At 67.1% G+C, this 24,571-nt stretch carries 21 protein-coding genes; 7 read left to right on the forward strand and 14 right to left on the reverse strand.

Annotation, left to right across the window (positions count from 1 at the left end; genetic code table 11):
- Positions 1–49: 49 nt before the first annotated feature.
- From ftsX to WFH00_RS00905, 8 genes are all read right to left on the reverse strand, one after another.
- The gene (gene ftsX / locus WFH00_RS00870; RefSeq protein WP_336658653.1) at positions 50–964 is read right to left on the reverse strand and encodes a permease-like cell division protein FtsX; all 915 of its coding nucleotides are present in this window, start codon (positions 962–964) and stop codon (positions 50–52) included.
- Positions 961–2,298: a cell division ATP-binding protein FtsE gene (ftsE, locus tag WFH00_RS00875; protein ID WP_336658654.1), complete on the reverse strand. Its 1,338-nt coding sequence runs from the start codon at positions 2,296–2,298 to the stop codon at positions 961–963. The genes ftsX and ftsE overlap by 4 nt, the downstream gene beginning before the upstream one ends.
- A 112-nt stretch (positions 2,299–2,410) precedes the next feature.
- Positions 2,411–3,520 (reverse strand): peptide chain release factor 2, encoded by a 1,110-nt coding sequence (gene prfB, locus WFH00_RS00880; protein ID WP_336658655.1) that lies wholly within the window; start codon positions 3,518–3,520, stop codon positions 2,411–2,413.
- A 48-nt stretch (positions 3,521–3,568) separates the two neighbouring features.
- Positions 3,569–4,984 carry an APC family permease gene (locus WFH00_RS00885; protein WP_442918760.1) on the reverse strand — a complete coding sequence of 472 codons (1,416 nt, stop codon included), beginning with the start codon at positions 4,982–4,984 and terminating at the stop codon, positions 3,569–3,571.
- A gap of 169 nt (positions 4,985–5,153) precedes the next feature.
- Positions 5,154–5,954 carry an ABC transporter permease gene (locus WFH00_RS00890; protein WP_336658656.1) on the reverse strand — a complete coding sequence of 267 codons (801 nt, stop codon included), beginning with the start codon at positions 5,952–5,954 and terminating at the stop codon, positions 5,154–5,156.
- Positions 5,951–6,811, reverse strand: a complete 861-nt coding sequence (locus WFH00_RS00895) for an ABC transporter permease (protein WP_336658658.1) — start codon at positions 6,809–6,811, stop codon at positions 5,951–5,953. The genes WFH00_RS00890 and WFH00_RS00895 overlap by 4 nt, the downstream gene beginning before the upstream one ends.
- Positions 6,812–6,821: 10 nt before the next feature.
- Entirely contained in the window at positions 6,822–8,009 is a 1,188-nt protein-coding gene (locus WFH00_RS00900) for an ABC transporter ATP-binding protein (RefSeq protein WP_442918772.1), read from the reverse strand.
- Positions 8,006–9,205 carry an ABC transporter substrate-binding protein gene (locus tag WFH00_RS00905; protein WP_336658661.1) on the reverse strand — a complete coding sequence of 400 codons (1,200 nt, stop codon included), beginning with the start codon at positions 9,203–9,205 and terminating at the stop codon, positions 8,006–8,008. The genes WFH00_RS00900 and WFH00_RS00905 overlap by 4 nt, the downstream gene beginning before the upstream one ends.
- Before the next feature lie 303 nt (positions 9,206–9,508).
- On the opposite strand from WFH00_RS00905, the gene WFH00_RS00910 reads away from it, so the two are divergent.
- Together WFH00_RS00910 and WFH00_RS00915 are read left to right on the forward strand one after the other, a co-directional pair.
- A complete protein-coding gene (locus WFH00_RS00910; RefSeq protein WP_336658662.1) occupies positions 9,509–9,976 on the forward strand; it encodes an Lrp/AsnC family transcriptional regulator in 468 nt (155 codons plus the stop codon).
- A gap of 2 nt (positions 9,977–9,978) precedes the next feature.
- A complete protein-coding gene (locus WFH00_RS00915) occupies positions 9,979–11,373 on the forward strand; it encodes an aspartate aminotransferase family protein (protein ID WP_336658663.1) in 1,395 nt (464 codons plus the stop codon).
- Positions 11,374–11,444: 71 nt separating this feature from the next.
- On the opposite strand, the gene WFH00_RS00920 is transcribed toward WFH00_RS00915, so the two are convergent.
- Both WFH00_RS00920 and rpsO read right to left on the reverse strand, forming a co-directional pair.
- The gene (locus tag WFH00_RS00920) at positions 11,445–11,678 is read right to left on the reverse strand and encodes a hypothetical protein (RefSeq protein ID WP_336658664.1); all 234 of its coding nucleotides are present in this window, start codon (positions 11,676–11,678) and stop codon (positions 11,445–11,447) included.
- A 243-nt stretch (positions 11,679–11,921) separates the two neighbouring features.
- The gene (gene rpsO, locus WFH00_RS00925; RefSeq protein WP_336658665.1) at positions 11,922–12,191 is read right to left on the reverse strand and encodes a 30S ribosomal protein S15; all 270 of its coding nucleotides are present in this window, start codon (positions 12,189–12,191) and stop codon (positions 11,922–11,924) included.
- Positions 12,192–12,483: 292 nt separating this feature from the next.
- Here rpsO and WFH00_RS00930 point away from each other — a divergent pair, with 292 nt between their 5' ends.
- The 3 genes from WFH00_RS00930 to WFH00_RS00940 all read left to right on the forward strand — a co-directional run bounded on the left by WFH00_RS00930 (position 12,484) and on the right by WFH00_RS00940 (position 15,988).
- Positions 12,484–13,710 carry an ammonium transporter gene (locus WFH00_RS00930; protein WP_336658667.1) on the forward strand — a complete coding sequence of 409 codons (1,227 nt, stop codon included), beginning with the start codon at positions 12,484–12,486 and terminating at the stop codon, positions 13,708–13,710.
- A 91-nt stretch (positions 13,711–13,801) separates the two neighbouring features.
- Positions 13,802–14,638, forward strand: coding sequence for an inositol monophosphatase family protein (locus tag WFH00_RS00935; protein ID WP_336658668.1), 837 nt, complete (start codon positions 13,802–13,804; stop codon positions 14,636–14,638).
- Positions 14,639–14,791: 153 nt separating this feature from the next.
- A complete protein-coding gene (locus WFH00_RS00940; protein ID WP_336658669.1) occupies positions 14,792–15,988 on the forward strand; it encodes an ABC transporter substrate-binding protein in 1,197 nt (398 codons plus the stop codon).
- Positions 15,989–16,081: 93 nt separating this feature from the next.
- On the opposite strand, the gene WFH00_RS00945 is transcribed toward WFH00_RS00940, so the two are convergent.
- From WFH00_RS00945 to WFH00_RS00960, 4 genes are all read right to left on the reverse strand, one after another.
- Positions 16,082–17,674: an ABC transporter permease gene (locus tag WFH00_RS00945; protein WP_336658670.1), complete on the reverse strand. Its 1,593-nt coding sequence runs from the start codon at positions 17,672–17,674 to the stop codon at positions 16,082–16,084.
- Entirely contained in the window at positions 17,671–18,669 is a 999-nt protein-coding gene (locus WFH00_RS00950; RefSeq protein ID WP_336659163.1) for an ABC transporter ATP-binding protein, read from the reverse strand. Before WFH00_RS00950 ends, WFH00_RS00945 begins: the two co-directional genes overlap by 4 nt.
- Before the next feature lie 77 nt (positions 18,670–18,746).
- A complete protein-coding gene (locus WFH00_RS00955; protein ID WP_336659164.1) occupies positions 18,747–19,751 on the reverse strand; it encodes a DUF6457 domain-containing protein in 1,005 nt (334 codons plus the stop codon).
- A 5-nt stretch (positions 19,752–19,756) separates the two neighbouring features.
- A complete protein-coding gene (locus WFH00_RS00960; RefSeq protein ID WP_336658671.1) occupies positions 19,757–21,040 on the reverse strand; it encodes a molybdopterin molybdotransferase MoeA in 1,284 nt (427 codons plus the stop codon).
- 78 nt (positions 21,041–21,118) lie between these two features.
- On the opposite strand from WFH00_RS00960, the gene fdhD reads away from it, so the two are divergent.
- Both fdhD and WFH00_RS00970 read left to right on the forward strand, forming a co-directional pair.
- Entirely contained in the window at positions 21,119–22,111 is a 993-nt protein-coding gene (fdhD, locus tag WFH00_RS00965; protein ID WP_442918761.1) for a formate dehydrogenase accessory sulfurtransferase FdhD, read from the forward strand.
- A gap of 2 nt (positions 22,112–22,113) precedes the next feature.
- Positions 22,114–24,438: an FdhF/YdeP family oxidoreductase gene (locus tag WFH00_RS00970; protein WP_336658672.1), complete on the forward strand. Its 2,325-nt coding sequence runs from the start codon at positions 22,114–22,116 to the stop codon at positions 24,436–24,438.
- The last annotated feature ends 133 nt before the right edge of the window (positions 24,439–24,571 follow it).

The following is a 24,571-nucleotide window of genomic DNA, read 5'->3' on the forward strand; positions in this document are numbered from 1 at the left end:
TTTCTCTGCGCGGCCAGACCTCCCAGCATAGCGCGCGGGCCCCCGCGAGCTACACGCGGAGGTATCTCGTGATCGCAACCTTCGCCGCGATGGCCGAGAGCACCACACCTATGAGAATCAGCACGGGCGGCACGACCAGCGATTGCTCCACCGTGATGTAACTCGTGAACGGCACCTCGCTCACGAGGAAGCCCTGCACGAAGAACTTCACGATCGCAACCGACGCCGCGCCGGCGAGCACCGCCCCGATCAACGCCGCAATGATGCCCTCGAGTATGAACGGCGTTTGGATGAAGCGGTTCGAAGCACCCACGAGACGCATGATCCCGATCTCCCGTCGACGCGAGAACGCGGACAGACGGATCGTCGTCGAGATGAGCAGCATCGCCGCGATGAGCATGAGACCCGCGATCGCGATCGCGGTGTAGCTCGCGACGCCGAGGAAGAGGAAGATGCGGTCGAGCAGACTGCGCTGATCGGAGACGCTCTGCACTCCCGGGATGCCAGCGAAGGTTTCCTGGATGATGTCGGACCGCGACGGGTCCTTGAGCTTGATCCAGAACGTCTGATTCAGCTGTTCGGGCTTCGTGATCTCCACGATCGGGTTGCCTTTGAACTGCTTCGTGAACTCCTCGAACGCCTGCGCATGATCGACAAAGAAGAAGTCGTCGATGTACGGCGCGAGCGTGTCGGATCCGAGTGCTTCCTTCACCGCCGCGATCTCCTCCTCGCCCGCATCCGCGCCGGAGCACGTCGCGCTCTGGTCGTAATCGGTGCAGAGGTACACGGCGACCTGTGCACGGTCGTACCAGAACGTCTTCATCTGCTGCACCTGCAGCTGCATCAGAATCGCGGCGCCCACGAACGTCAGCGAGACGAACGTGACGAGCACCACGGAGATGACGACGGAGAGGTTGCGGCGGAAGCCATTCCACACCTCACCGAGAACGAGCCCTACCCTCATCGAACCGGCCCCACATCTGTCTCATCGTCGTCTTTTCGTGTGAGCCCGAGGTGCTCCGCGAGGTTGCCCGTCTCGGCCATGCGCAACGGATCGAGCGGCTCGCCCGGCTCGAGGAACGCGGGGATGCCGCGGGTCTTCCGGCCATTCGCGAGCACGGTCTCGTCGAGGTCGTCGTCCTCGGCGTCGGGGCCGAAGGGGTGCGGCTCCTCGAAGACCGAGGCCTCCCGAACGGGCTCGGCGGGCTCGGCTGGCTCTGCGACCTCGGTGGCATTATCGGCCTCGGTGGCGCCGTCGCTTCCGGCGCCCTCCACGGCGGCCTCGGAGGCATCGACATCGGCAGCGTTCGCCGCGGAAATCTCCCGGTCTGCAACGTCCCGCACGGCCCCGTCCTGCTCAGCCGGCACATCGGCGTCAGCGGCGGGCGCCACGTCGCTCCTCGCCGCGCTCTCCTCCGGCGACTCGGCCGCGGCAGCAACGACGTTCGCGGCGGCATCGAGCAGGGCTGGATCGGGCTCGGCCTGATCCTGCGCCACCCCAGCAAGCGGCAGCTCGCCGATCATCTCGGGCGCGAGAGCCGCACGCACGACCGCCTCCGAGGTGCGCAGCACCTGCACGCCCTCCTCCGAGAGGTCAGCGATCGGGATCGACGCGGTGTGCCCGTAGCCGCCGCCGACCTCGTCGCGCACGACGACGCCCTGCGACAGCTCCACCACGCGCTGCTGCATGATGTCGACGAACGTCGCTTCGTGGGTCGCCATGACAACCGTGGTACCCGCCGCATTGATCGAGCGGAGCAGCTGCATGATCCCGAGGCTCGTCGCCGGGTCCAGGTTGCCGGTGGGCTCATCGGCCAGCAGGATCGCGGGCTTGTTCACGATGGCCCGCGCAATGGCGACGCGCTGCTGCTCACCGCCCGACAGCTCGTGCGGGAAGCGCTTCGCCTTGCCGGCGAGCCCGACCATCTCGAGCGTGTCGGGCACCGCTTCCTGGATGAAGCCGCGCGACTTACCGATGACTTGCAGCGTGAACGCCACGTTGTCGTACACGGTCTTGTTCGTGAGCAGACGGAAGTCCTGGAACACGGTGCCGAGGTTCCGGCGGAAGTAGGGCACCTTGCGGGAGGAGATCTTGCTGAGATCCTGCCCGAGCACGTGGATCTGGCCCACGCTCGGCTGGTCCTCTCGAAGAATCAATCGCAAGCAGCTCGATTTGCCCGACCCGGACGCGCCGACGATGAACACGAACTCGCCGCGATCGACCTGAAGGTCGATACCGTCGAGCGCGGGTTTCGCGGTGCCCCGGTATTTCTTAGTGACGTTCTCGAAGAGGATCATGACGGAATGACTGTACGCCCTGCCGCCTGAGGCTTCGGTCAGGCGCGCTGGGGGCGCGAACTTCGGGCGAACTCCCAGCCGTGGAGAGCGCGCTGAGTCGTAGTGAGCGCGCTTAGTCGTTCTTCGCGAGCGAGCGCCAGCGGATACCCGCGGCGATGAAGCCGTCGAGATCGCCGTTGAACACCGCGTCGGGCTGGGAGGATTCGTGGCCGGTGCGCAGATCCTTCACGAGCTGCTGGCCGTAGAGGAAGTAGGAGCGGATCTGGTCGCCCCAGCTCGCCGTGATGCTGCCAGCGAGTTCCTTCTTCTTCGCGGCCTCCTCCTCCCGCTGCAGCAGCAGCAGGCGGGTCTGGAGCACCCGCATAGCGGCAGCGCGGTTCTGGATCTGCGACTTCTCGTTCTGCATCGAGACGACGATGCCAGAGGGGATGTGCGTGATGCGCACGGCAGAGTCGGTGGTGTTCACCGACTGACCACCGGGGCCCGACGAGCGGTAGACGTCTACGCGGATGTCGGTCTCGGGGATCTCGACCTCGGTCGCCTCCTCGAGCAGCGGGATCACCTCGACGCCAGCAAAGCTCGTCTGCCGCTTGTCGGCCGAGCCGAAGGGGCTGATGCGCGCGAGGCGGTGCGTGCCCGCCTCGACCGAGATCGTGCCGAACGCGTAGGGAGCGTCGATCTCGAATGTCGCCGACTTGATGCCCGCGCCCTCGGCGTACGAGGTGTCGAGCACCTTCGTCGGATAATCGTGCTGCTCAGCCCAGCGCAGGTACATGCGCAGGAGCATCTCGGCGAAGTCGGTCGCGTCGTCGCCACCGGCGCCCGAGCGGATCGTGACGACCGCTGCGCGCTCGTCATACTCGCCCGAGAGCATCGTCTGCACCTCGAGATCCTGGATGACCTTCTCGAGTGCCGCGAGCTCCTCGGCGGCCTCCGTGGCGGAATCCTCGTCATCCGCCTCGGTCGCGAGCTCCACCAGCACCTCGAGGTCGTCCAGGCGGCTCTCCACCGCGCGCACCCGCTTCACGCGGGCCTGCCGGTGCGACAGGCCGCTCGTCACCTTCTGCGCCGCCGCGGGATCGTCCCAGAGGTCGGGCGCTGCGGCCTGTTCCTCGAGCTCCGCGATCTCGCGATCGAGCTTCGGCAGATCCAGCACCGCCGCAATGTCGGCGTAGGTCGAACGAAGTGCACGGATGCGGGCGCTGAAGTCAAGGTCGAGCATGAGGCTCAAGCTTACTCGTCGCGCCCGCAGCCGCGCCCGGGGTCGCGCTTAGTCGTCGACCGGAACCTTGTTGAAGCCGGTGACGGGCTCGCCCTCGTCGAACGAAGCGACCTTCCGACGGAAGCCCTTCGTGAGGAACAGGAGGTAGACGAAGCCGAGCGCCGTCCAGATGAGACCGCCGAGCAGCGCGTGTCCGTCGAGGTTCACCCACAGCAGACCCGTGAGCAGCGTTCCGATGACGGGCATCACGATGTAGTTGAAAATGTCCTTCGGCGTGCGCCTGCGGCCCTTGCGAATCGCGAACCACGCGATCACCGAGAGGTTCACGAACGTGAAGGCGATCAGCGCGCCGTAGTTGATGTAGGCCGCGATCATCTCCAGTGTGAACGCCATGGCGAGCAACGAGAAGGCACCGGTCAGCACGATGTTGAACGTCGGGGTGTGGGTCTTCGGGTTGATGTAACCGAAGAAACGCTTCGGGAGCACGCTGTTGCGGCCCATCACGAGCAGCATGCGCGACACCGAAGCGTGAGATGCGAGACCCGAGGCAACTGTCGCAGCGAAGCCCGCCGCCGTCAGCACAGCCGAGAGCACCTTTCCACCGACGAAATCGCCGATCAGCGGAAGCGTGCTGTCCTCGATGTACTGCATATCGCCGCTGGGTGCGAACTCGTTCCAATCCGGGAAGCGCTGCTGAGTGAAGTAGCCCGCGATGAAGAAGATCGCGCCGCCGAGCACGACGGTGAGCAGGATCGCCTTCGGCATGATCTTCGGCGTCTTCGCCTCCTCCGCGTACATGGTCACCGCGTCGAAGCCGATGAACGAAAAGCACACGATGGTCGCGCCCGCGAGCACCGCCCCGAACTCGACTCCGCTGTGGAAGAGCGGCTGCATCGAGACCACACCGTTCTCGCCCGCACCACCCGAGAGCTGCACGATCACCATGACGACGAACACCGCCATGACGACGATCGAGAAGATGAGGAGCAGCATGTTGAGGTTCGAGGTGCCCCGCATCGTCAGATAGATGATGCCGGTGACGCACACGACGTAGATGAGCACCCAGACCGCTCCGGGAACAGCCGGGAAGAACGCCTCGAGATAGCTGCGGACAATGAGGCAGTTCACCATCGGTAGCAGCATGTAGTCGATAAGGGCTGTCCATCCCACCAGGAAGCCGACGTTCGGGTGCATGGACTCGCGGGCGTACGTGTAGGCGGAGCCGGCGCTCGGGATGGCTCCGGCGATCTTGCCGTAGCTGATCGCAGTGAACACCATGACGACGAGCGCCACCAGGTATGCGAGCGGCACCACGTTGTTCGTGTCGCGGGCCACCAGGCCGAACGTGTCGAACACGACAGTCGGGGTCATATAGCCCAGGCCGAGACCGACGATGGCCCACAGTCCCAGGCTGCGCTTCAGTCGAGCACCGTTCGCCGAAGCAGGTGCAGATACAGCAGTCACGTTCTCCCCTTCAAGAACAGCCGTACCCCACGACGTCGCGCGGGGCACGGACACACAGTGGCGAATCCGTTATCGCCAAGCACACATCCTGCACCCGTGCGCGGCCGCACGCAAACCGGTTGGTTCGGGGGTGCGCGTAAAGTCCGCTCGCGCACCCCCGAAAACAGCGTTACGCCCGCGCGAGGCGCTTCTGTTTGTTGATGTTCACCAACTGCACGATGATCACGAGCAGCAGCGCGCCGACGAACACAATCGACGCGAGCACGTTCGCCTGCGCGGGAACGCCCTTGAGCGCCGACACGTAGATGAACTTCGGGAACGTCGTCGCGGTGCCCGAGTTAAAGTTCGTGATGATGAAGTCATCGAACGACAGCGCGAAGCTGAGGAGGGCCGCCCCGATGATGCCGGGCATCAGCATGGGGAGGGTGATCCGCCAGAACACCTGACCGGGCGACGCGTAGAGATCCCGCCCCGCCTCTTCGATCGCCGGGTTGAGGCTTGCGACGCGCGCCTTCACGGCGACGACCACATATGAGATGCAGAACATCGTGTGGGCGAGAATGATCGTGCCGATCCCTTTCTCCACGCCCGCGAGCAGGAACTGCGCCGCGAGACCGGCGCCGAGCACGACCTCCGGGGTCGCCATCGGCGTGAAGAGCAGCAGGCTCACGGTCGACCGCGCGCGGAAGCGGTACCGCACGAGCGCGATCGCAATGAGCGTGCCCAGGGTCGTCGCCGCGATGGTCGCGATGACGGCGACGAGGATGCTGTTGCCGAACGCCGTGCAGACCTGAGGAGCGCCGCAGGGGTTCTCCCAGTTGCGCATCGTGAACCCGCGCCAGATGATGTTGTTGCGCCCCGCGTCGTTGAAGGAGAACACAATGACGTGCAGGATCGGGAGCAGCAAGTAGATGAGCACGACCGTCGCAACGACGGGCACGAACGCCTTACCGAGACTGAATTTGTTCACAGCAGATCCTCCGCCCCGCTTTTGCGCACGTATGTCGCCACGACCACCAGGATCACGAGCATCAAGACGATCGAGAGCGCTGCCGCCATCGGATAGTTCTGCGTCTGCAAGAAGTTCGATTCGATCACATTGCCGATCATGGTCGTCGACGTGCCGCCCAAGAACTCGCGCGATGCATTCACATAGTCACCCGACATCGGGATGAAGCTCAGGAGCGTGCCCGAAACGATGCCCGGCATCGACAGCGGCAGCGTCACACGCCGGAACGTCGTGATCGGCGACGCATAGAGATCCGATCCCGCCTCGAGCAAGCGCAGGTCGAGCGCCTGCAGCGAGGAGAACATCGGCAGCACCATGAACGGAATGAAGTTGTAGATCAGACCGAAGATGACCGAGAAGTGCGTGCCGATCCACTCGCTCGGCAGAATCGACTTCCACGCGAGGGTGCGCAGCAGGAAGCTGATGAAGAACGGTGCCACGACGAGGATCAGCATGATCCCCTGCAGCATCGGCTTCGAGCGCACCTTCACGCCGATGACGTACGCCAGCGGGTAGCTGATGAGCAGCCCGATGATCGTCGCGACGAGCGCATAGATGAAGGACCGCACGATGTGCGGCCAGTACTCCTGAATCGCTACCCAGTAGTTCGAAAACTGCGCGGCCGCGACGTACTGACCGATGCCGCCCGTGTCGGCCGGCGCCTGAAGCGACGTCAGGATGAGCTGGATGAACGGTGCCACGAAGAAGAGCAGCATGTACGCAATGCCGGGCGCGAGCAGGAGGAGCGCGACCCAGCCGCGCTTCTTCGGTGCCTGCTCGACCTGTTTCGCGTTCGCTGAGAATGCGGTGAAGGCCACGGTGTCTCTCCTACTCCGCGAGCGCGGCCCGGGACGCGATCGCCCGGGTCGACAGGTCCGAGGACAGTGCGCCGGTGTCGAGACGGTCATCGGCGAGGCCGAAGGTGTGCTCGACGTGCCAGCTCAGCCAGACCTCATCGCCGAGCGCCGCCGTCGGGCCGGCCTGCAGGTTCTGCGCGAAGACCTGCACCGCGCCGGTGCCCGGGAGGTCGACCGTGTACTGCGTGCTGACGCCGATGAAGGAGACATCGGTAACCCGACCGGGGCCCACCACGTTGCGCGTCGCGTCCGCTTCCGGCTCGTGCTTGCTGAGCGTGAGCTTCTCGGGGCGCACGCCGACCGTGATCGCTCCCGAGTCGCGCTCGCTGCGGCTCCTTGGCACGGAGATGCGGGTGCCCAGGAAGTCCGTGTGGATCACCTGGTCAGTGCCGCCCGCGACCTCGACCGGGAACAGGTTCGACTGCCCGAGGAAGTTCGCGACGAACACGGTGCGGGGCAGCTCATAGAGCTCCTCGGGCGCGCCCATCTGCTCGATGCGGCCCTGGTTCATCACCGCGACGGTATCGGCCATGGTCATGGCCTCCTCCTGGTCGTGCGTGACGTGGAGGAAGGTGAGCCCGACCTCCTGCTGGATCTGCTTGAGCTCCTGCTGCATCTGGCGACGCAGCTTCAGGTCGAGCGCACCCAGGGGCTCATCGAGGAGCAGCAGCGCCGGACGGTTGACGACCGCTCGGGCGAGCGCTACGCGCTGCTGCTGTCCGCCGGAGAGTTGCGCGGGCTTACGATCCGCCACATGATCGAGCTCCACGAGCTTGAGCGCCTCGTGAGCCTTCCCCACCGCGTCGCCGATGCGGCGGCGGCGGAGCCCGAAGGCCACGTTCTCGAGCACGGACATGTGCGGGAACAGGGCGTATGACTGGAATACGGTGTTCACCGGACGGCGGTGCGGCGTGAGCCCCGTGACGTCCTTCCCGCCGAGGAGGATCTTGCCCTCCGTCGGATCCTCGAGACCCGCGACGAGACGCAGCGTGGTCGTCTTGCCGCAGCCCGAGGGGCCGAGGAGTGCGAAGAAGGAACCCGCCGGGATGGTGAGATCGAGCCGCTCGATCGCCGTGAACCCGGGGAACCGCTTACTGATGCCGACCAGCTCGAGGTCGGCGCCTGACTCTGCGAAATCGCTGTGCGCTGCCACCGTCAGAGCCCCAGCACGTTCTGGAACGCGGTCGAGTACTTCTTGTCTTCCTCGGCCGTGAGCGTGCGGAACGGGTGGAGGTGCTCCCAGTCCTTGTCGGTCGGGAAGATGAGCGGGTTGTCCGCGTTCTCGGGGTTCACGTCGCGCATCGCCTCCTGCGTGCCCTTCACGGGCGGCACGAACGTGACGTAATCGGCGACCTCTGCCATGACCTTGGGGTCGTAGTAGTAGTCGATCATCTCTTCGACGCGCGCCTTCGCCTCCGCCGACGTGCCGTTGGGCACCGTGAACGAGTCGGCCGCGATCATGCCGCCGGACTCGGGGATCTCGAGGGTCCACTGGTTGTCGTTCTCAGCGTTCAGCATGATGACGTCACCCGTCCACGCCATCGCCGCGAGCGCATCGCCCGCGATGAGATCCTGGGTGTAGCTGTTGCCCTTGACGTTGCCGATCTGGCCGCTCTGCAGCGCGTCGTCGAGCCACGCCATCGCCTCGTCGAACTCCTTGTCACCCCACTTGCTGCCCGGGTCGTGACCGAGCCCCGCGAGGATCATGCCGACGGTGTCGCGCATCTCGCTGAGCACGACGACCTTGCCCTTGAGCTCGGGGCGCAGGAAGTCGTCGAGCGTCTTGATGCCGTCCGGCACCGCCTTCGTGTTCCACACCCAGCCCGACGCCGGCAGCTGCCACGGCACCGAGAACTTACGGCCGGGATCCACGTCGAGCGCGTCCCACTGAGCGTCGACGAGGTTCGCCTTCACGTTCGGCATATTGCCGTAATCGAACTCCTGCACCTGGTTCGCGTCGATGAGACGGCCGTTCATCCAGTCGGTGAACGTCACGGTGTCGTAGCCCGTGTAGTCGCCCAGCTTCAGCTGATCCTTGATCTTGCCGTAGAAGGTGTTGTTGTCATCGATGTCCTCGATGTACTGGACCTCGTAGCCCGACTTGTCCATGAACGCGTCGAGTGACGGGTACGAGCCGGTCTCCTCGTCGAAGTCGAGGTAGTAGGTCCAGTTGCCCCAGACGACGCCGCTGCCGCTCTCTCCCCCGCCTCCGGAGCACGCGCTCAGACCGAGCGCGCCGAGGCCGGCGGCACCGACCGCGGCACCGCGGAGCAGCTGCCGACGGTCGAGTTGAGCGCCGCGGATCATCTGGACGATATTGCGGACGATCGGGTCTTCTGGTTGGCGGAAGGCCATTACGTATCTCCCTTGATACTCATAACGAAGGCACTAGCGCCAGATGGCGTCGCTGCCTGGGATGAGACGAATATGGCACAGAGATCGGAGTAGTGCCAACTGACTCAGCGAGACGGGACCAAATCGTCACACATCGAGGGCGGCCGACTACGGGAGCCCGGCGGCGCTGCCGCGATCCGTCGCTCTCGAACCGGGCCGAACGAGCACAGCGACTTCTCACGGAACGCCGAGATTCGCTGCCGGAAGCTCAGTTTTCTTCGGATTCCTTTGCAATTTTGAGTTTGGACTGCAAGAATCAGAAGCGTGAGCAGCACACGCACTACTCCGGCGCTCGACTCCACGTCGAAGGCGATCATCGAGCAACTCCAGCGCGATGGCCGTCGTTCGTACGCGGAGATCGGAAAGGCGGTCGGCCTCAGCGAGGCCGCCGTGCGCCAGCGGGTGCAGAAGCTCACGGATGCCGGGGTCATGCAGATCGTTGCCGTGACCGACCCCATGCGCCTGGGATTTAGCCGCCAGGCCATGCTCGGTATCCGCGTTTCCGGCGACACCAGAGTCGTCGCTGACCGCCTCGCTGAAATGTCTGAGATCAGCTACGTCGTACTCAGTGCTGGCTCCTACGACATCCTCGCCGAGGTTGTCTGCGAGGACGACGACGGATTGATCGAGCTGCTCAACGACCAGATCCGCGGGATCGAGGGCGTTGCGTCGACCGAATCGTTCGTCTACCTCCAACTCACTAAACAGAAATACGACTGGGGAACACGATAACCATGTCTTTTGATCCCACTGCAGCGGTGGACACCGCCGCGCTCCAGGCTTCTGCCAAGAAGCACATGTGGCCGCACTTCACCAACCGCAAGGTGCTCAATGACGGCATCCCCGTCATCACGCGCGCCGAGGGCCACCACATCTACGATGCCGCTGGCAAGGAGTACTTCGACGGGCTCTCGGGCCTGTTCGTCGTCAACGCCGGTCACGGGCGCGAGCGCATCGTGCAGGCTGCGGCCAAGCAGATGCAGCAGCTCGACTTCATGCCGATCTGGTCGTACGGCCACCCGGCCGCGATTGAACTCTCCGAGCGTCTTTCCTCGTACGCGCCCGGCGAGATGAACAAGGTCTTCTTCACCACCGGTGGTGGCGAGGCTGTGGAGTCGGCGTTCAAGCTGGCAAAGCACTTCTGGAAGATCAAGGGCCAGCCGATGAAGCACAAGGTCATCTCGCGCTCGGTCGCTTACCACGGCACCCCGCAGGGCGCGCTGGCCATCACCGGCATCCCCGACATGAAGAAGTTCTACGAGCCGCTGACCCCGGGTGGTCACCGTGTGCCGAACACGAACTTCTACCGCGCTGACGAGATGGGCGCTCCCTCGAACGACCTCGAGGCGTTCGGCCAGTGGGCTGCGAACCGCATCGAAGAGGCCATCCTGTTCGAGGGCCCCGAGACCGTTGCTGCGGTCTTCCTCGAACCGGTGCAGAACTCGGGCGGCTGCTTCCCCCCGCCCCCCGGATACTTCAAGCGCGTCCGCGAGATCTGCGACCAGTACGACGTGCTGCTCGTCTCGGACGAGGTCATCTGCGCCTACGGTCGCATCGGTGACTTCTTCGCCTCGAAGGCGCTCGGCTACGAGCCCGACATCATCACGTCGGCGAAGGGCATCACCTCGGGTTACGTGCCGCTCGGCGCGATGATCGTCTCGGACAAGGTGTCGGAGCCGTTCAACTCGACCGACAACACCTTCTACCACGGCTTCACGTTCGCGGGTCACCCGGCCGCTGCTGCAGCCGCGCTCGAGAACCTCGACATCTTCGAGGAAGAGGACCTCAACGGCCGCGTGCGCGAGAACAGCCCGCTGTTCCGCGCCGAGCTCGAGAAGCTGCTCGACATCGACATCGTCGGCGACGTGCGCGGTGAGGGCTACTTCTTCGGCATCGAGCTCGTCAAGGACAAGGCCACCAAGGAGACCTTCAACGAGGAGGAGTCGGATCGACTGCTCCGCGACTACCTCTCCCCCGCACTGTGGGAGGCCGGCCTCTACTGCCGCGCCGACGACCGTGGAGACCCCGTCATCCAGCTCGCTCCGCCGCTGACCATCGGTCAGTCGGAGTTCGCCGAGATCGGTGGAATTCTGCGCAGCGTGCTGAAGGACGCGTCCTCGAAGATCTAAGGACCGCAGGATCACGGGTGTGGCCCCCTCGCTCATTGCGAGGGGGCCACACCCGTTTGCCTTTCCCTTCGCTACCTGAGGGCACGACCTTCTATCCCGAAGCGGACGAGCTTCTCACCGAAAGCACGAAGCGACGCAAGGTCGCCGTATCCCCACCGAATCTCGCGGTGTCCGGTGATTCCGCGTATCTCGTCTTCTCGGTTCTTTTCTTCGAGGAGCACCTGCTCGAGCGAGCGCTCCCCGCGGAAGCCCTCGTCAAGATACTTGGCACGCCCATCCATTTCGCCGAACGCCTGCTGTCCCACGAATACGAAGACAACCCAGTGCGATCGCCCTCCCGGGCTAGCGATCCGCACCTAAATCTCATGCTGCTCGGGTGGAGAGGAACTCGGAGGGTCGGGGCGGAGAGGCTGCGCGGAGGGAGAGGGGGCAGGGCGCAGCACGAGGAGCGGGAACGCAGAAGCGCCCGCCACCGCAAGGTGACGGGCGCTTCGCAGATGGTGTCAGGCGATCTTCGCCGACAGACCTGAGTCGCTGGTGCGATCCGCTTAGCGGCGGAGACCCAGACGCTCGATGAGCGAGCGGTAGCGCGCGATATCGACGTCCTGGAGGTAGCCCAGGAGACGACGGCGCTGGCCGACGAGCAGCAGGAGGCCACGACGCGAGTGGTGGTCGTGCTTGTGCTCCTTGAGGTGCTCGGTCAGGTCCTTGATACGACGGCTGAGCATCGCGACCTGAACCTCAGGGGAACCGGTGTCGCCCGGCTTCGTCGCGTACTCATCGATGATCGCCTTCTTGACATCTGCACTCAGTGCCATAGGGATCCCCTTCCTCTTGCTGCGCGGCGCCGTCAGCGGGGTGCTGGGGCTCTCTTTATCCGCGGCCGTTCGAACGGCAACCTGTATAGCTTAGCACCTTTCGCACGCGCAGAGCCGCCCACGCCTCCGCGGACCACTGCCCGACGCACCAACCATCCCCGTCACGCCCCAGAAACGCAACGGTGACCGCGGTGCAACGTGCGGGTGACGACATCGAAACACCCGCAGCGCACACTGAAGCCACCCTCGCGGCCGGCGCCAGCCAGGCCGCCTCGAGAAAGGCAGCATCGCAATGGAACTCACGCCCTCCGACGTCTGGACGCTCGCGAGCACCGCGCTCGTCCTCATCATGACCCCTGGCCTCGCACTCTTCTACGGTGGCCTCGTCCGAGTCCGCTCGGTCGTCAACATGATGCTGTTCAGCGTCAGCTCCATGGGCGTCGTCGGCCTCCTGTGGGTGCTGTTCGGCTACAGCATGAACTACTTCGCCGAGGGCGAGAGCGGCTTCGCCGGCAGCCCGCTGAAGGATTTCGGCCTCATCAACACGGATCCGGCGAGCTTCATCGGCGTCGGTTTCGGCGCCGTCTTCGCTATGATCACCGCGGCGCTCATCTCGGGCGCGATCGCCGACCGCGTCGGCCTCGGCTCGTGGGTGCTGTTCTCGGGAGTCTGGGCGACGTTCGTCTACTTCCCGGTCGCGGCGTGGGTGTGGGGCGGTGGCTGGATCCAGAACCTCGGCGCGTCCCTCGGCCTCCCCGACGTCATCGATCTCGCGGGCGGCACCGTCATCCACATCAACGCGGGCGCGGCAGCACTCGCCCTCGCGATCGTCGTCGGCAAGCGCATCGGCTTTGGTCGCGGATCGCACCAGCCGCACAGCATCCCGCTCGTCACCATCGGTGCCGCGCTGCTGTGGTTCGGCTGGATCGGGTTCAACGCCGGCCTCGCGACCGAGGTGGGCGAGGCCGGCCTGATCCTCGTGAACACACTGGGCGCACCGGCCGCGGGTATCGTCGGATGGATCATCGTCGATGTGCTGCGCGGGAAGAAGCCCGGCGTGATCGGCGCGGCGTCGGGCGCGATCGCGGGTCTCGTCGCCATCACGCCGTCTGCGGCGAGTCTCTCCCCTGTCTGGGCGCTGCTGCTCGGTCTCATCGCGGGCGTTGCCTGCGCGTTCGCCATCGAGTGGAAGTACCGCCTCGGCTACGACGACTCGCTCGACGTCGTCGGCCTGCACCTCGTCGCCGGGGTCATCGGCTCGCTGTACCTCGGCTTCTTTGCCTTCGGCGACGGCCTCTTCACGGGCGGAAACGGCGGGCTGCTCCTCGTACAGACGATCTCCGTGGTGGCGGTCATGGTCTACTCCTTTGCGGTCTCGCTCGGTATCGCGCTCGGCGTGAAACTCACCACGGGCCTGCGGGTGCCCGAGGTCGTGGAGCAGGCGGGCATCGATTTCGCCGCCCACGGCGAGGAGGCCTACGCCTACAACGATGCGGAGTCGGCGCACGCGAAGCTGTGACCGTTCGACGGCGAGCAGCGCGCCCGCGGCTCACGTCATCGCCCGGCCCAGCCGGATCCCGCGGGAGCGCGGCCGCAGCTAGGCTCGACGCATGACCGCACCGCGCACTCCCGAAGCCGCTCCCGCCGACGCCGCCGCCCTCGCAGACTTCGCCGGGGAGCTCGCGGAGCGGGCTGCGCGGCTGATCCTCGACCTCCGTTCGCAAGGGGTCGAGGTCGCCGCGAGCAAGTCGAGCGCGGTCGACATCGTGACGCACGCCGACCGCGAGTCGGAGCGCGTGATCGTCGAGGCGATCCGCATCGCCCGACCCGACGATGGCGTGCTCGGCGAGGAGGGCACGGGCATCGAGGGCACGAGCGGAATCACCTGGGTGATCGACCCGATCGACGGCACGGTCAACTATCTCTACAACCTGCCCGCTTACTGCGTGAGCATCGCGGCGACGGTCGCCGACCCCGGCGCGTTCGCCGATGGCCGCCGCGCCATCGCTGGCGCCGTGTGCAACCCGCGCACGGGCGAGCTCTTCGTCGCGCACCAGGGCGGCGGCACGACGCGGAACGGCGAGCCGATCCGCATCTCGGGAAAGACCGAGCTGGCCACGGCGCTCGTCGGCACCGGCTTCGGGTACACGGTTGAGCGGCGGATCGAGCAGGCCGCCCAGGTGTCTCGCCTGCTGCCGCGCGCCCGCGATATCCGCCGCATGGGCTCCGCGGCCTACGACCTGTGCATGCTCGCGGCCGGTCGCCTCGACGCGTACTACGAGCGCGGCCTGCAGCCCTGGGACTATGCGGCCGGGGCGCTCATCGCGCGTGAGGCCGGAGCCGAGATTCTCGGCCACACTGACGGCACCGCACCGGGCGAGCCCTTCCTCTGCGCCGCCGCTCCGGGCCTGGCGCCCGAGCTGCGGGAGATCGTGCTCGGAGACTGACGCCGTCCCGAGGCAGCTGCACGCGGCCGATGGCAGCTGCGCACCGCTCGCCCGCAGAATCACCCTCCTCGCTCCCCCGCCCCACGGGGCCGCTGTGCCAGGATGACAAGGGTGAGCGGCCGCGACCGCGGCCGGGTTTCCAAAGGAGGAGACATGCGGCAACCGTCCGACCCGATCGTCGAGGAACTCGTGCGGCGAGCGCGGGCACTGCAGTTCAACCGCCGGCAGCTCTTGCGCGGCGCCGCGGCGAGCGCAGCGCTGCTCGGCGCCGGATCCCTCGCCGCGTGCGCCGGCCCGAGCGGCCCGGGCGATGGCTCGGGTGGCAAGATCCGCTGGGGCAACTGGACGTATTACCTGGACTACGACGAGGACGCCGGAACCTGGCCGACGCTCGACGCGTTCATGGAGCAGACGAACATCCAGGTCGAGTATTTCGAGGACATCGACGACAACAAGACCTTCATCGCGAAGATTCGGGATCAGCTGAAGCTCGAACAGGACACCGGGTACGACGTTTTCTGCCTCACCGACTCCTCGCTGGTACGTCTCCTCGAGCAGGATCAGCTGCGCGAGTTCGACCGCGCGAAGATGCCGAACGTGAACGATCAGATGATCGACATGGTGCAGCACGCGAGCTTCGATCCGGATCGCGAGACGTCGATTCCCTACCAGGCCGGCATGACGGGCCTGTGTTACAACGCGCAGCTGTACCCGAAGGGTGTGCAGAGCGTCTCCGACCTGTGGGCGTCGGACCTCAAGGGCAAGGTGAGTCTGCTCAGCGAGCAGGACGACACGCTCAGTCTCGTCATGCTCGAGCAGGGGGTCGACATCACGGGCGACTGGGGCGACGATGAGTTCGAAGCGGCACTCGAGGTCGTCGACAAGGAGCTGAAGAGCGGGCAGGTCTTCAACGTGAAGGGCAACTCGTATACCCAGGATCTGCAGTCGGGCGACGTGCTCGCGGGCATGTGCTGGTCGGGCGACATCGCGATCCTCAATGAGGAGGCGGGCGAGGAGATCTGGAAGTTCGTGGTGCCCGACGCCGGGGCGACGCTCTTCATCGACTCGTTCTGCATGCCGCAGGTCACCGACTCGTTCGATCAGGTGCACCAGCTCATCGACTACTACTACGAGCCGGAGGTCGCTGCCGAGGTCGCCGCCTACGTGCAGTACGTCACTCCCGTGCGTGGCGCGAAGGAGGCGATGGAGAAGATCGATCCGGCGCTTGCCGAGAACCCGCTGGTCTTCCCGGACGACGACATGGCATCTCGGGTGTTCGACATGCGGGCGCTCACCGCGGAGGAGGACAACCGCTATTCGCAGGCGTATCAGCGCGTGCTCGGCAACTAGCGGTTCGCTCGCTGCTCCCGGGGCCCGTGACCGGCCGGCCCCGGGAGCACGCACCCGCACTCGCAGGATCCGGTGCCCGCTCTCACGACCGGCTCAGCGGGTGAGATCCCGCCGCCGGAACCCCGCGAAACCGACGAGCAGAAAGAAGGCGGTCACCAGCGAGATCCACACGAGCCCCCACCAGTCGGGGTTCGAGTCCGTCACGTTCGGGACGTGCCAGAACGGACTGATCGCGAGTACCCAGTCCCACAGCTTGAACGTCGGCCCGAGCAGCGTCAGCCCGAACGCAGCGAGCACGCCTGCCCAGGCCGCGATCGATACGCGAGGGCGCGCTCCGATCACGGCGACCGACACCGCGGTGATGGTCCACACGGCGGGGATGGTGGCTGCCGCCTGCAGAATCGTGTCGTCGAACCGCACCCCGATGTCGGCGGTCGAGGCGAGCGCTGCGATCAGCAGCCCAGCGATGAGCACGTAGACCAACGGCATCACCAGCGCGAGCGCCGCGTTGCTCGCGTAGTAACGCGGGCGCGACACGGCGCCCGCGAGGATCGGCTCGACGCGATCCTCCGTCTCCTCAGTGCGCACCTTCCGCATGAGCTGTACCCCGGGGATGGCCGCGATGATCCCCGCAAGACTCATGATGGTGACGAGGAAGGCCGACGTGAGCTGCTCCGGCGTTGTTGCGCCCGAGGCCAGGATCGCCGCGACCGCACTGTCATCACCGAGGATGTCGTGGATCGAGGTCGTGAAATAGCCGAACACGACGCCCAAGACCGCGAAGGCGATGGTCCAGGTCACGATCGGGCCGGCGTTCAGACGCAGCGCGAGTCGCCACGTGGAGCGGACACGGCCTCGCGCCGGGCCCGGTCGGGACGCGATCGCTCCCTGGTCGAAATCGCGGCGCGCCTGGAAGGCGAAAGCGATGGCGAGCGCCACGGCCGAAAAGGCAATCGCGTACAGCAGCGGCCACCAGTGATTCCCGCTCGCCGGGCGCGTTTCGGTCATCCACCCGAGCGGGTTCGCCCAGATGGTCCAGCTCGGCGCCTCCACCGAGTACGCGAAGCCGCGCAGCAGAAACAGCGCACCCAAAGCACCGACCGCGAGGGAACTCGCGGTGCGAGCGTCGGACCCGAGTTGGGCGGTGATCGCAGCGACTCCCGCGAACATCCATCCCGAGGCAGTGAACGTTGCGGCGAGCAGCAACGAATCCTCCCAAGCTCCGCCGCACACAACTGTCGCGACGAAGGCGAGCACCCCGACGAGCAGCGACCCGATTGCCGCAAGCCCCACCCCCGCGAGGAGTCGACTGGCGCGACCGAGCACGCCCGACGCGAGCAGCTCGGCGTGGCCGGAGTCCTCCTGCCCGCGCGTCGCCTTCGTGACAGTGAGGATCGAGCCGAGCGCGGTGAGAAATCCCGCAAGCGCCAGTGCGCGCCAAGAGTTGAAGCCCTCGCTCGTGGACAGGTCGAACGCCGGCCCGAAGATGAGACCGAGTGCGGGGTTCGCGCTGACGGCGGCCGCAAGGCCGGCGCGATCCGCCTGATCCGGGAACACCCACGGATACACCAGCACGGACGAAGCCGAGAGCAGGGTCGCGATGGCGATCCAAGGGGCGAAGCTGCGCCCGTCGTGCTTCACGGAGGCGCGCAGCAGGGGCGCTGCCCCGACCAGTGCTGCACTCATCGCGACGCCGCCGCATCACCGCCGAGCTCGCCGCGCTTCTGGCGCTCGCCCCCACCGCCGCTGGCGCCGTCGCCCCCGCCCGCATCATCGTCGCGATCAGTTTCGTACAGCCGCAGGAACAGCGATTCAAGCGAGGGCGGCTCGACCGTCAGGGACGCGATTCCATAGGGCGCGAGGAGGAGCATCGCGTCGCCGATTCGGTCGGCGTCGGCTGTCGCCTCGAGGCGGACTCCGGACGAGTGCGCGGCTTCCAGTCGCACCTCGTGCAGAGTCGCCAGCGCCGCGCGCTCGGGCGCACGGTCGAGCACGGCGTGGATTGCGGTGCGTGCGTGGCCCCGCAAGTCCGCAAGTGTCCCGGTTTCCACGACGCTTCCGTCGCGGATGATCGACAGGCGGTCGGCCAGCGTCTCGACCTCGGCGAGAATGTGGCTCGACAGCAGCACCGAGGTGCCGCGCGCCTTCGCCTCGCCGATCACCTCCTGAAACACGTTCTCCATGAGCGGGTCGAGGCCGCTCGTCGGCTCATCGAGGATCAACAACTCCGCATCCGACGCGAGGGCCGCGACGATCGCGACCTTCTGCCGGTTGCCCTTCGAATACTGGCGCCCGCGCTTCGTGGGGTCCAGCTCGAATCGCTCGATGAGCTCCGCGCGACGGGCCTCGTTCAGACCGCCGCGCAGTGAACCGAGCAGGTCGATCGCCTCCCCGCCGCTCATACCCGGCCAGAGCGACACATCGCCCGGCACGTACGCGAGGCGGCGGTGGAGTTCGACGACGTCCTTCCAGGGGTCGCCGCCCAGCACCCGCGCCGTTCCCCCATCCGCTTTGAGGAGGCCGAGCAGCACCCGAATCGTCGTGGACTTCCCCGCGCCGTTCGGCCCGAGGAACCCGTGCACCTGCCCCTGCTCGACGCTCAGGTCGAGCCCGTTCAGTGCCTTGAACTTCCCGAAGGACTTGCGCAGTCCCTGCACCTCAATCACGCGGTTGGCACCCATCGGCTGCACCCTTTCGTCGAGCGGCGTCTTCGACGTCGACAATGTCAGTGTAAATCCCGTGAGTGGACGTCGGGAGGCTACTCCGGGTGCGCGGCCTTCCACTCCGCGGCGCGTTCGGTGAGCTCCGCGGCGAGGCGGCGCAGCGCTTCCGGGTCGCCGGCGCGGCCGACCGCGAGCCCGAGCAGGAAGGTGGAGAGCGGTGCGGCCGGGCGAGCGACGTCGTGCGCTACGTCCCGCGCCACGTCGAGCACCGTGCCGATGCTGACGTCCGAGACGCCCAGCCCGAGTCGCTCCGCCGCCGCCGCAAGCCACTCATCGAGTGCCTCCGGCGGCAGATGCTTGCTGTTGTTCGACATGCGCGCTCCTTTACTTATCGGGGAGCGGGAATCAGCGCCGACGCGGCGCCTCGCCCGCTCCAGGTCCTCAGGTGTGTCGATATCCGCGACGATACCCCGCTCCACGGACACGCGGCGGATCGCCATGCCTCGGAAGGCCGATCGCAGTGAGCCGTTCGCCGTCTCCCCCTGAAGCGCGGCGATACCCTCGCGCAGTGCGGCGAGCCGGTAGCGCCCCGCGAGCCACTGCTCCCGCCCGCCGGGGTCGACGAGCACGACCGCGTCGGCGGGCTCGGTGGTGAGCGAGGCTGCGGTCGAGGCTGCGGACGGGGCCGCACTGAGCGCCGCGACGACCGCCGCGGGCTCCACGAGGTCGCACGAGAGCAGCAGCACCTCGTCACTCCCGCCAGAAGCGGCCCGGATCTCGGAAGCGCTCGCCGGCGCGGGCAGGAGCGGCAGGGCTGCGGCGAGCGCAGCGAGCGGCCCGGAGTACGGCGGATCCTCACGCACCGCGATGCACCCCTCGGGCAGGGCGCGATCAGCCCCCACCACGACGACCTGCTGCGCACCGCCCGATCGCGCGCCCGCGACCACCCGATCCACCAGCCGCTCCCCGGCTCCGGCCCCGAATCCATCCCCCAGCCGGATCTCCGCCTTGTCGACCCCGCCGAGCCGCGACCCGCGCCCGCCCGCGAGCACGATCGCGTGCAGCGCGCCCGCTTTCTCGCGCCCGCTCTCGCGCCCCATCCCGCTCACGACGCCACCAGCACGACGTCGACGATGTCCCCAGCAGCGACATCCCCGCGATCAGCACCCACGAGCGCGTACCCGTCGGACGAGCCGTGGCTCCCCACCGCGTGCGAGACGCCGCGCGGATCGACGGCAGGCCGGCACTCGAGGCCGGCGGCACCGCGCACCACTCGAACCGGCAGCACCTGCAGGCGCCCGGCCGCGCCGCGCCACCCTTCGGCGGCCACGGCCGGCAGCCGGAGCCGCTCCACCTCCCGACAGCCCTGCAGCTGCCGCAGCGCGGGCCGCACGAACAGCTCGAAGCTCACGGCCGCACTCACGGGGTTGCCGGGCAGCGCGAATATCCACGCCCCACCCCTGAGCCGCCCGGTGCACTGGGGCTGGCCGGGTCGCACGGCGACGCGCACCGCCCGCACGTCCGGCTCGTCGGCGACGGCGATCCGCACGATGTCGTGGCGCCCCGGCCCGACGCCGCCCGTCGTGACGATGACGTCGTACGTCTCGCTCAGTTCCCCGAGCTGCACGTGAAGCGCCGCCGCGTCGTCGCGGCTCACCGGCAAGACGTCTGCCGAGACGCCGTTCTCGCGCAGCAGCCCCGCGATGAGCGTCGAGTTCGACTCCGGGATCTGCCCGCGCTGCAGCGGCTCGCCCGGCCCACGGAGCTCAGAGCCCGTCACGAGCACGGCCATGCGAGGGCGGGGGCGGATCGCGACGCGTGACACCCCGGCCGCGGCGAGCGCAGCAGCGCGCGCAGCACTCAGCGTCTCGCCTGCGCGGGCGAGCACGTCACCGGCTCGCGTGTCCTCGCCGCGCCGACGCACGTTGGCGCCCGCAGCGATTTCGGCGAGCACCACGACCTCCGCACGCGCCCACGGGTCGCCATCGGCATCGCCGCGAGTGCGCTCGACGGGGATCACCGCGTCGGCGTCCGAGGGCAGGGGCGCTCCGGTCATGATCCGCACCGCCTCCCCCGCGCCGATCGCCGGGTTTTCCGCGCTTCCCGCCGCGACCTCCCCGACCACGCGGAGCGGCACGGGGCGACTCGCGTCCGCGCCCCGTACGTCTCCCGCCCGCAGCGCGTAGCCGTCCATGGCCGAGTTGGCCCACAACGGAAGATCGCACAGCGCTGCAGCATCGCGCGCGAGCACGAGCCCGGACGCCTCCGAGAGCGGCAGCTCCCGTTCGGCGAGCGAGCCGATCCGCTCGAGAATCCAGGCGAGATGCTCCTCTGCCGAAATCGCCGTGGTCCCTGCGCGCCCGGCAGCCGAACCTGCTTCGCCGCTCATCTCGCGCCCCCGATTCCGCACCCGCCACCACGCCGCTGACGCCTTGCTCTCCGTGTTGTTCGATGCTATCCAAGAAGCGTGTCCCGCATCGCTGCTCGTCGTCGTGTCACTCGCATCACCGCGGGGGGCGTAACGCAGCGACGCGCCGATTTTCTCTCGGTCGAAGAGCCGCTCGAGATCCGCGTGCACGGCACCCCGCTGGCGGTGACCATGCGCACGCCGGGGCACGACGTCGAGCTGGCCGCGGGCTTCCTCGTCTCGGAGGGCGTGATCCACCAATCGGAGCACTTCGCACGAAGTATTCATTGCGCCGCTGACGGCGAGGAGAACACCTACAACGTGCTCGACATCGGGCTCGCTCCGGGCGTCCCCCTCCCCGACCCGAGCCTCGAGCGCAACTTCTACACGACGAGCTCGTGCGGGCTGTGCGGCAAGGCATCGATCGACGCCGTGCGCACGCAGAGCCGGTTCACGGTCGGCGATGATCCGCTCGAGATCGACGCCTCCATGCTCATCACGTTCCCCGACAAGCTCCGTGAACAGCAGCGCGTCTTCGACCGCACCGGCGGACTGCACGCGGCCGCGCTCTTCGACGGAGCGACGGGCGAGATGCTCGTGCTGCGCGAGGACGTCGGCCGGCACAATGCAGTCGACAAGGTCGTGGGCTGGGCGCTGCAGCACGGCCACATTCCCGCCCGCTCCTGCGTCCTCATGGTGTCGGGCCGCGCGAGCTTCGAGCTCACGCAGAAGGCGCTCATGGCCGGGATCCCGATGCTCGCCGCGGTGTCGGCGCCGTCGTCGCTCGCGGCCGATCTCGCGGAGGAATCGGGGATGACGCTCGTCGGGTTCTTGCGGGGCGATTCGATGGTCGTCTACGCACGGCCGGACCGGATCACGAACTCGGATCAGAATGCGGATGCGGATGCAGCGAGCGCAGCCTCCACTGCCGCAAGCCCCGATACGGCGGCCCTGACGGACGCCCCGCAGCCCGCCCCCTTCACTTCCGCCGAGACAGGCGTACCCTCGGAAGCAGCACCGCAGCCGAACCCCGCCTCAGAAAGCCGAGTCTGATCATGAGCCCGAAAGCCCCGCGCGAGGATTTCTCCGACGCCGACATCGAGGTCACCGAGCCCCAGGACTACGCCGCGGGCATCGGCGGCGTGCTCCACTCGATGGAGCCCGCGATCAAGAACATGGGCCTCGCGCGCACCGCGAAGCTCATGACGAAGATCAACCACAAAGACGGCTTCGACTGCATGAGCTGCGCGTGGCCGGATCCCTCGCACCGCAAGCTCGCCGAGTTCTGCGAGAACGGTGGCAAGGCGGTCACGTGGGAGGCGACGCCCGTGACCGTGCCCCGCTCCTTCTGGAAGGAGCACTCCCTCACCTCGCTCGAGGACAAGACGGAGTACTGGCTCGGCCTGCAGGGGCGCATCACGGAGCCGGTCTATAAGGCGAAGGGGGCGGATCATTACGAGCCGGTCAGCTGGGACCGCGCCTTCGGCATCGTCTCCGATCACCTGAACGCGCTCGACGACCCGAACGAGGCCGCGTTCTACACGAGCGGCCGCGCCTCGAACGAGGCGGCCTTCATCTACCAGCTCTTCGCGCGCGCGCTCGGAACGAACAACCTGCCAGATTGCTCGAATATGTGTCACGAGTCGACGGGCACTGCGATGCTGCACACGGTCGGGATCGGCAAGTCGACGATCGCCTACAACGACTTCCTGGAGTCGGACCTCATCATCATCATGGGACAGAATCCGGGCACGAACCACCCGCGCATGCTCACGGCGCTGCAGGAGGCGAAGGAGAACGGGGCGAAGGTCGTCGCCGTGAATCCGCTGCCCGAGGCCGGGCTGATGGGCTACAAGGATCCTCAGAGCATCCGGGGCTACCTCGGCAAGCCGATCCAGATCGCGGATCAGTATCTGCAGATCCGCTCGGGCGGAGACATGGCGCTCCTCCAGGCGATCTCGAAGCGCGTGCTCGAGGCGGAGGCAGCGGCCCCCGGCACCGTGCTCGATCGGGACTTCATCGAGCGGCACTGCGACGGCTTCGAGGCGTTCGCCGCGCACATGGCGATGGTGGACGAGCGCGAGGTGGAGCGGGCCACGGGCCTCTCGAGTGTCGAGATCGACGAGCTCGCGAACCGCTACATCAACTCCGAGCGCGTGATCATCGCGTGGGCCATGGGCATCACGCAGCACCGCCAGGGCGTCGCGACGATCCGGGAGATCATCAACCTGCTGCTGCTCCGCGGCAACATGGGCAAGCCCGGCGCGGGTGCGTCACCGATCCGCGGCCACTCGAACGTGCAGGGCGATCGCACGATGGGCGTGTGGGAGCAGATGCCCGACTCGTTCCTCGACGCGCTGGGCAAGGAGTTCGGCTTCGATCCCCCGCGCGAGCACGGTGTCGACTCGGTGCAGGGCATCCGCGCGCTCGACCAGGGGAAGATCAAGGTCTGGATGGGCCTCGGCGGCAATCTGCTCGGCGCGATCTCGGATACCAACCTCGCCGAGTCCGCGATGCGCAAGACGCAGCTCAGCATCCAGCTCTCGACGAAGCTGAATCGGTCGCACATCATCACGGGCGACGAGGCGCTGATCCTCCCGGTGCTCGGCCGCACCGAGGTCGACATGCAGCTCTCGGGCCCGCAGTACATCACCGTCGAAGACACGGTGTGCGCGGTGCACGCGTCGCACGGGCAGGTCAAGCCCATCTCAGACCAGATGCGCTCGGAGGTCGCGATCGTCGCGGGCATCGCGCACGCGACGCTCGGGAACCGGCACGGGATCGACTGGCTCAGCATGATCGACAACTACGACGTGATCCGCGATCACATCTCGCGCGTCGTGCCGGGCTGCGAGAACTACAACGAGAAGACCCGCCGCCGCGACGGCTTCCTCCTGCCGAACGGGCCGCGTGACGAGCGCCGCTTCGACACCGAGACCGGTAAGGCGCGGATCACGGTCAACGAGCTCGAGCACGTCGAGTGCCCGCCCGGGCGACTCATCTTGCAGACCGTGCGCTCGCACGATCAGTTCAACACGACGATCTACAGCCTGAACGACCGCTACCGCGGGGTGAAGAAGGGCCGCTACGTCATCTTCGTGCACCCCGACGACCTCGCGGAACTCGGGCTCACCGACGGGCAGACGGTCGACATCTTCAGCGAGTGGAAGGACGAGCCGGATCGGGTGCTGCGCGGCTTCCGCGTCGTGGCTTACCCCACAGCTCGCGGCTGCGCCGCAGCCTACTTCCCGGAGGCGAACGTGCTCGTGCCGCTCGACAGCACCGCGATCGGCAGCAACACCCCGGTGTCGAAGGCGGTCGTGATCCGCCTGGAGCCGTCGTCGACGCCCGCGGGCGTCGGGCGCCCCGTCACCGTGTGACAGCGGCCTCCGCGCCGGTCCCCGGTACTCGAGGCGGCGCGGGGGCCTTCGCACGCCGTCGACGCAGGGTGCCGACGCGAGAAGGCGGCGAGGATCGGCGGAGCCACGCTGGGCCACCGCCGATCCGCACCGC

It is taken from the genome of Leucobacter sp. USHLN153 (assembly GCF_037145615.1).
In the GTDB taxonomy this organism is placed as follows: Bacteria; Actinomycetota; Actinomycetes; order Actinomycetales; family Microbacteriaceae; genus Leucobacter.

What these genes read in the sequence shown, in the direction of transcription:
- WFH00_RS00955 (WP_336659164.1), bottom strand. Translation starts at nt 19,751, where the DNA reads ATGGGGCGCGAGAGCGGGCGCGAGAAAGCGGGCGCGCTGCACGCGATC.
- ftsE (WP_336658654.1), bottom strand. Translation starts at nt 2,298, where the DNA reads ATGATCCTCTTCGAGAACGTCACTAAGAAATACCGGGGCACCGCGAAA.
- WFH00_RS00950 (WP_336659163.1), bottom strand. Translation starts at nt 18,669, where the DNA reads ATGGGTGCCAACCGCGTGATTGAGGTGCAGGGACTGCGCAAGTCCTTC.
- WFH00_RS00915 (WP_336658663.1), top strand. Translation starts at nt 9,979, where the DNA reads ATGTCTTTTGATCCCACTGCAGCGGTGGACACCGCCGCGCTCCAGGCT.
- WFH00_RS00940 (WP_336658669.1), top strand. Translation starts at nt 14,792, where the DNA reads ATGCGGCAACCGTCCGACCCGATCGTCGAGGAACTCGTGCGGCGAGCG.
- WFH00_RS00970 (WP_336658672.1), top strand. Translation starts at nt 22,114, where the DNA reads ATGAGCCCGAAAGCCCCGCGCGAGGATTTCTCCGACGCCGACATCGAG.
- WFH00_RS00905 (WP_336658661.1), bottom strand. Translation starts at nt 9,205, where the DNA reads ATGGCCTTCCGCCAACCAGAAGACCCGATCGTCCGCAATATCGTCCAG.
- WFH00_RS00935 (WP_336658668.1), top strand. Translation starts at nt 13,802, where the DNA reads ATGACCGCACCGCGCACTCCCGAAGCCGCTCCCGCCGACGCCGCCGCC.
- WFH00_RS00960 (WP_336658671.1), bottom strand. Translation starts at nt 21,040, where the DNA reads ATGAGCGGCGAAGCAGGTTCGGCTGCCGGGCGCGCAGGGACCACGGCG.
- WFH00_RS00945 (WP_336658670.1), bottom strand. Translation starts at nt 17,674, where the DNA reads ATGAGTGCAGCACTGGTCGGGGCAGCGCCCCTGCTGCGCGCCTCCGTG.
- prfB (WP_336658655.1), bottom strand. Translation starts at nt 3,520, where the DNA reads ATGCTCGACCTTGACTTCAGCGCCCGCATCCGTGCACTTCGTTCGACC.
- WFH00_RS00930 (WP_336658667.1), top strand. Translation starts at nt 12,484, where the DNA reads ATGGAACTCACGCCCTCCGACGTCTGGACGCTCGCGAGCACCGCGCTC.
- ftsX (WP_336658653.1), bottom strand. Translation starts at nt 964, where the DNA reads ATGAGGGTAGGGCTCGTTCTCGGTGAGGTGTGGAATGGCTTCCGCCGC.
- rpsO (WP_336658665.1), bottom strand. Translation starts at nt 12,191, where the DNA reads ATGGCACTGAGTGCAGATGTCAAGAAGGCGATCATCGATGAGTACGCG.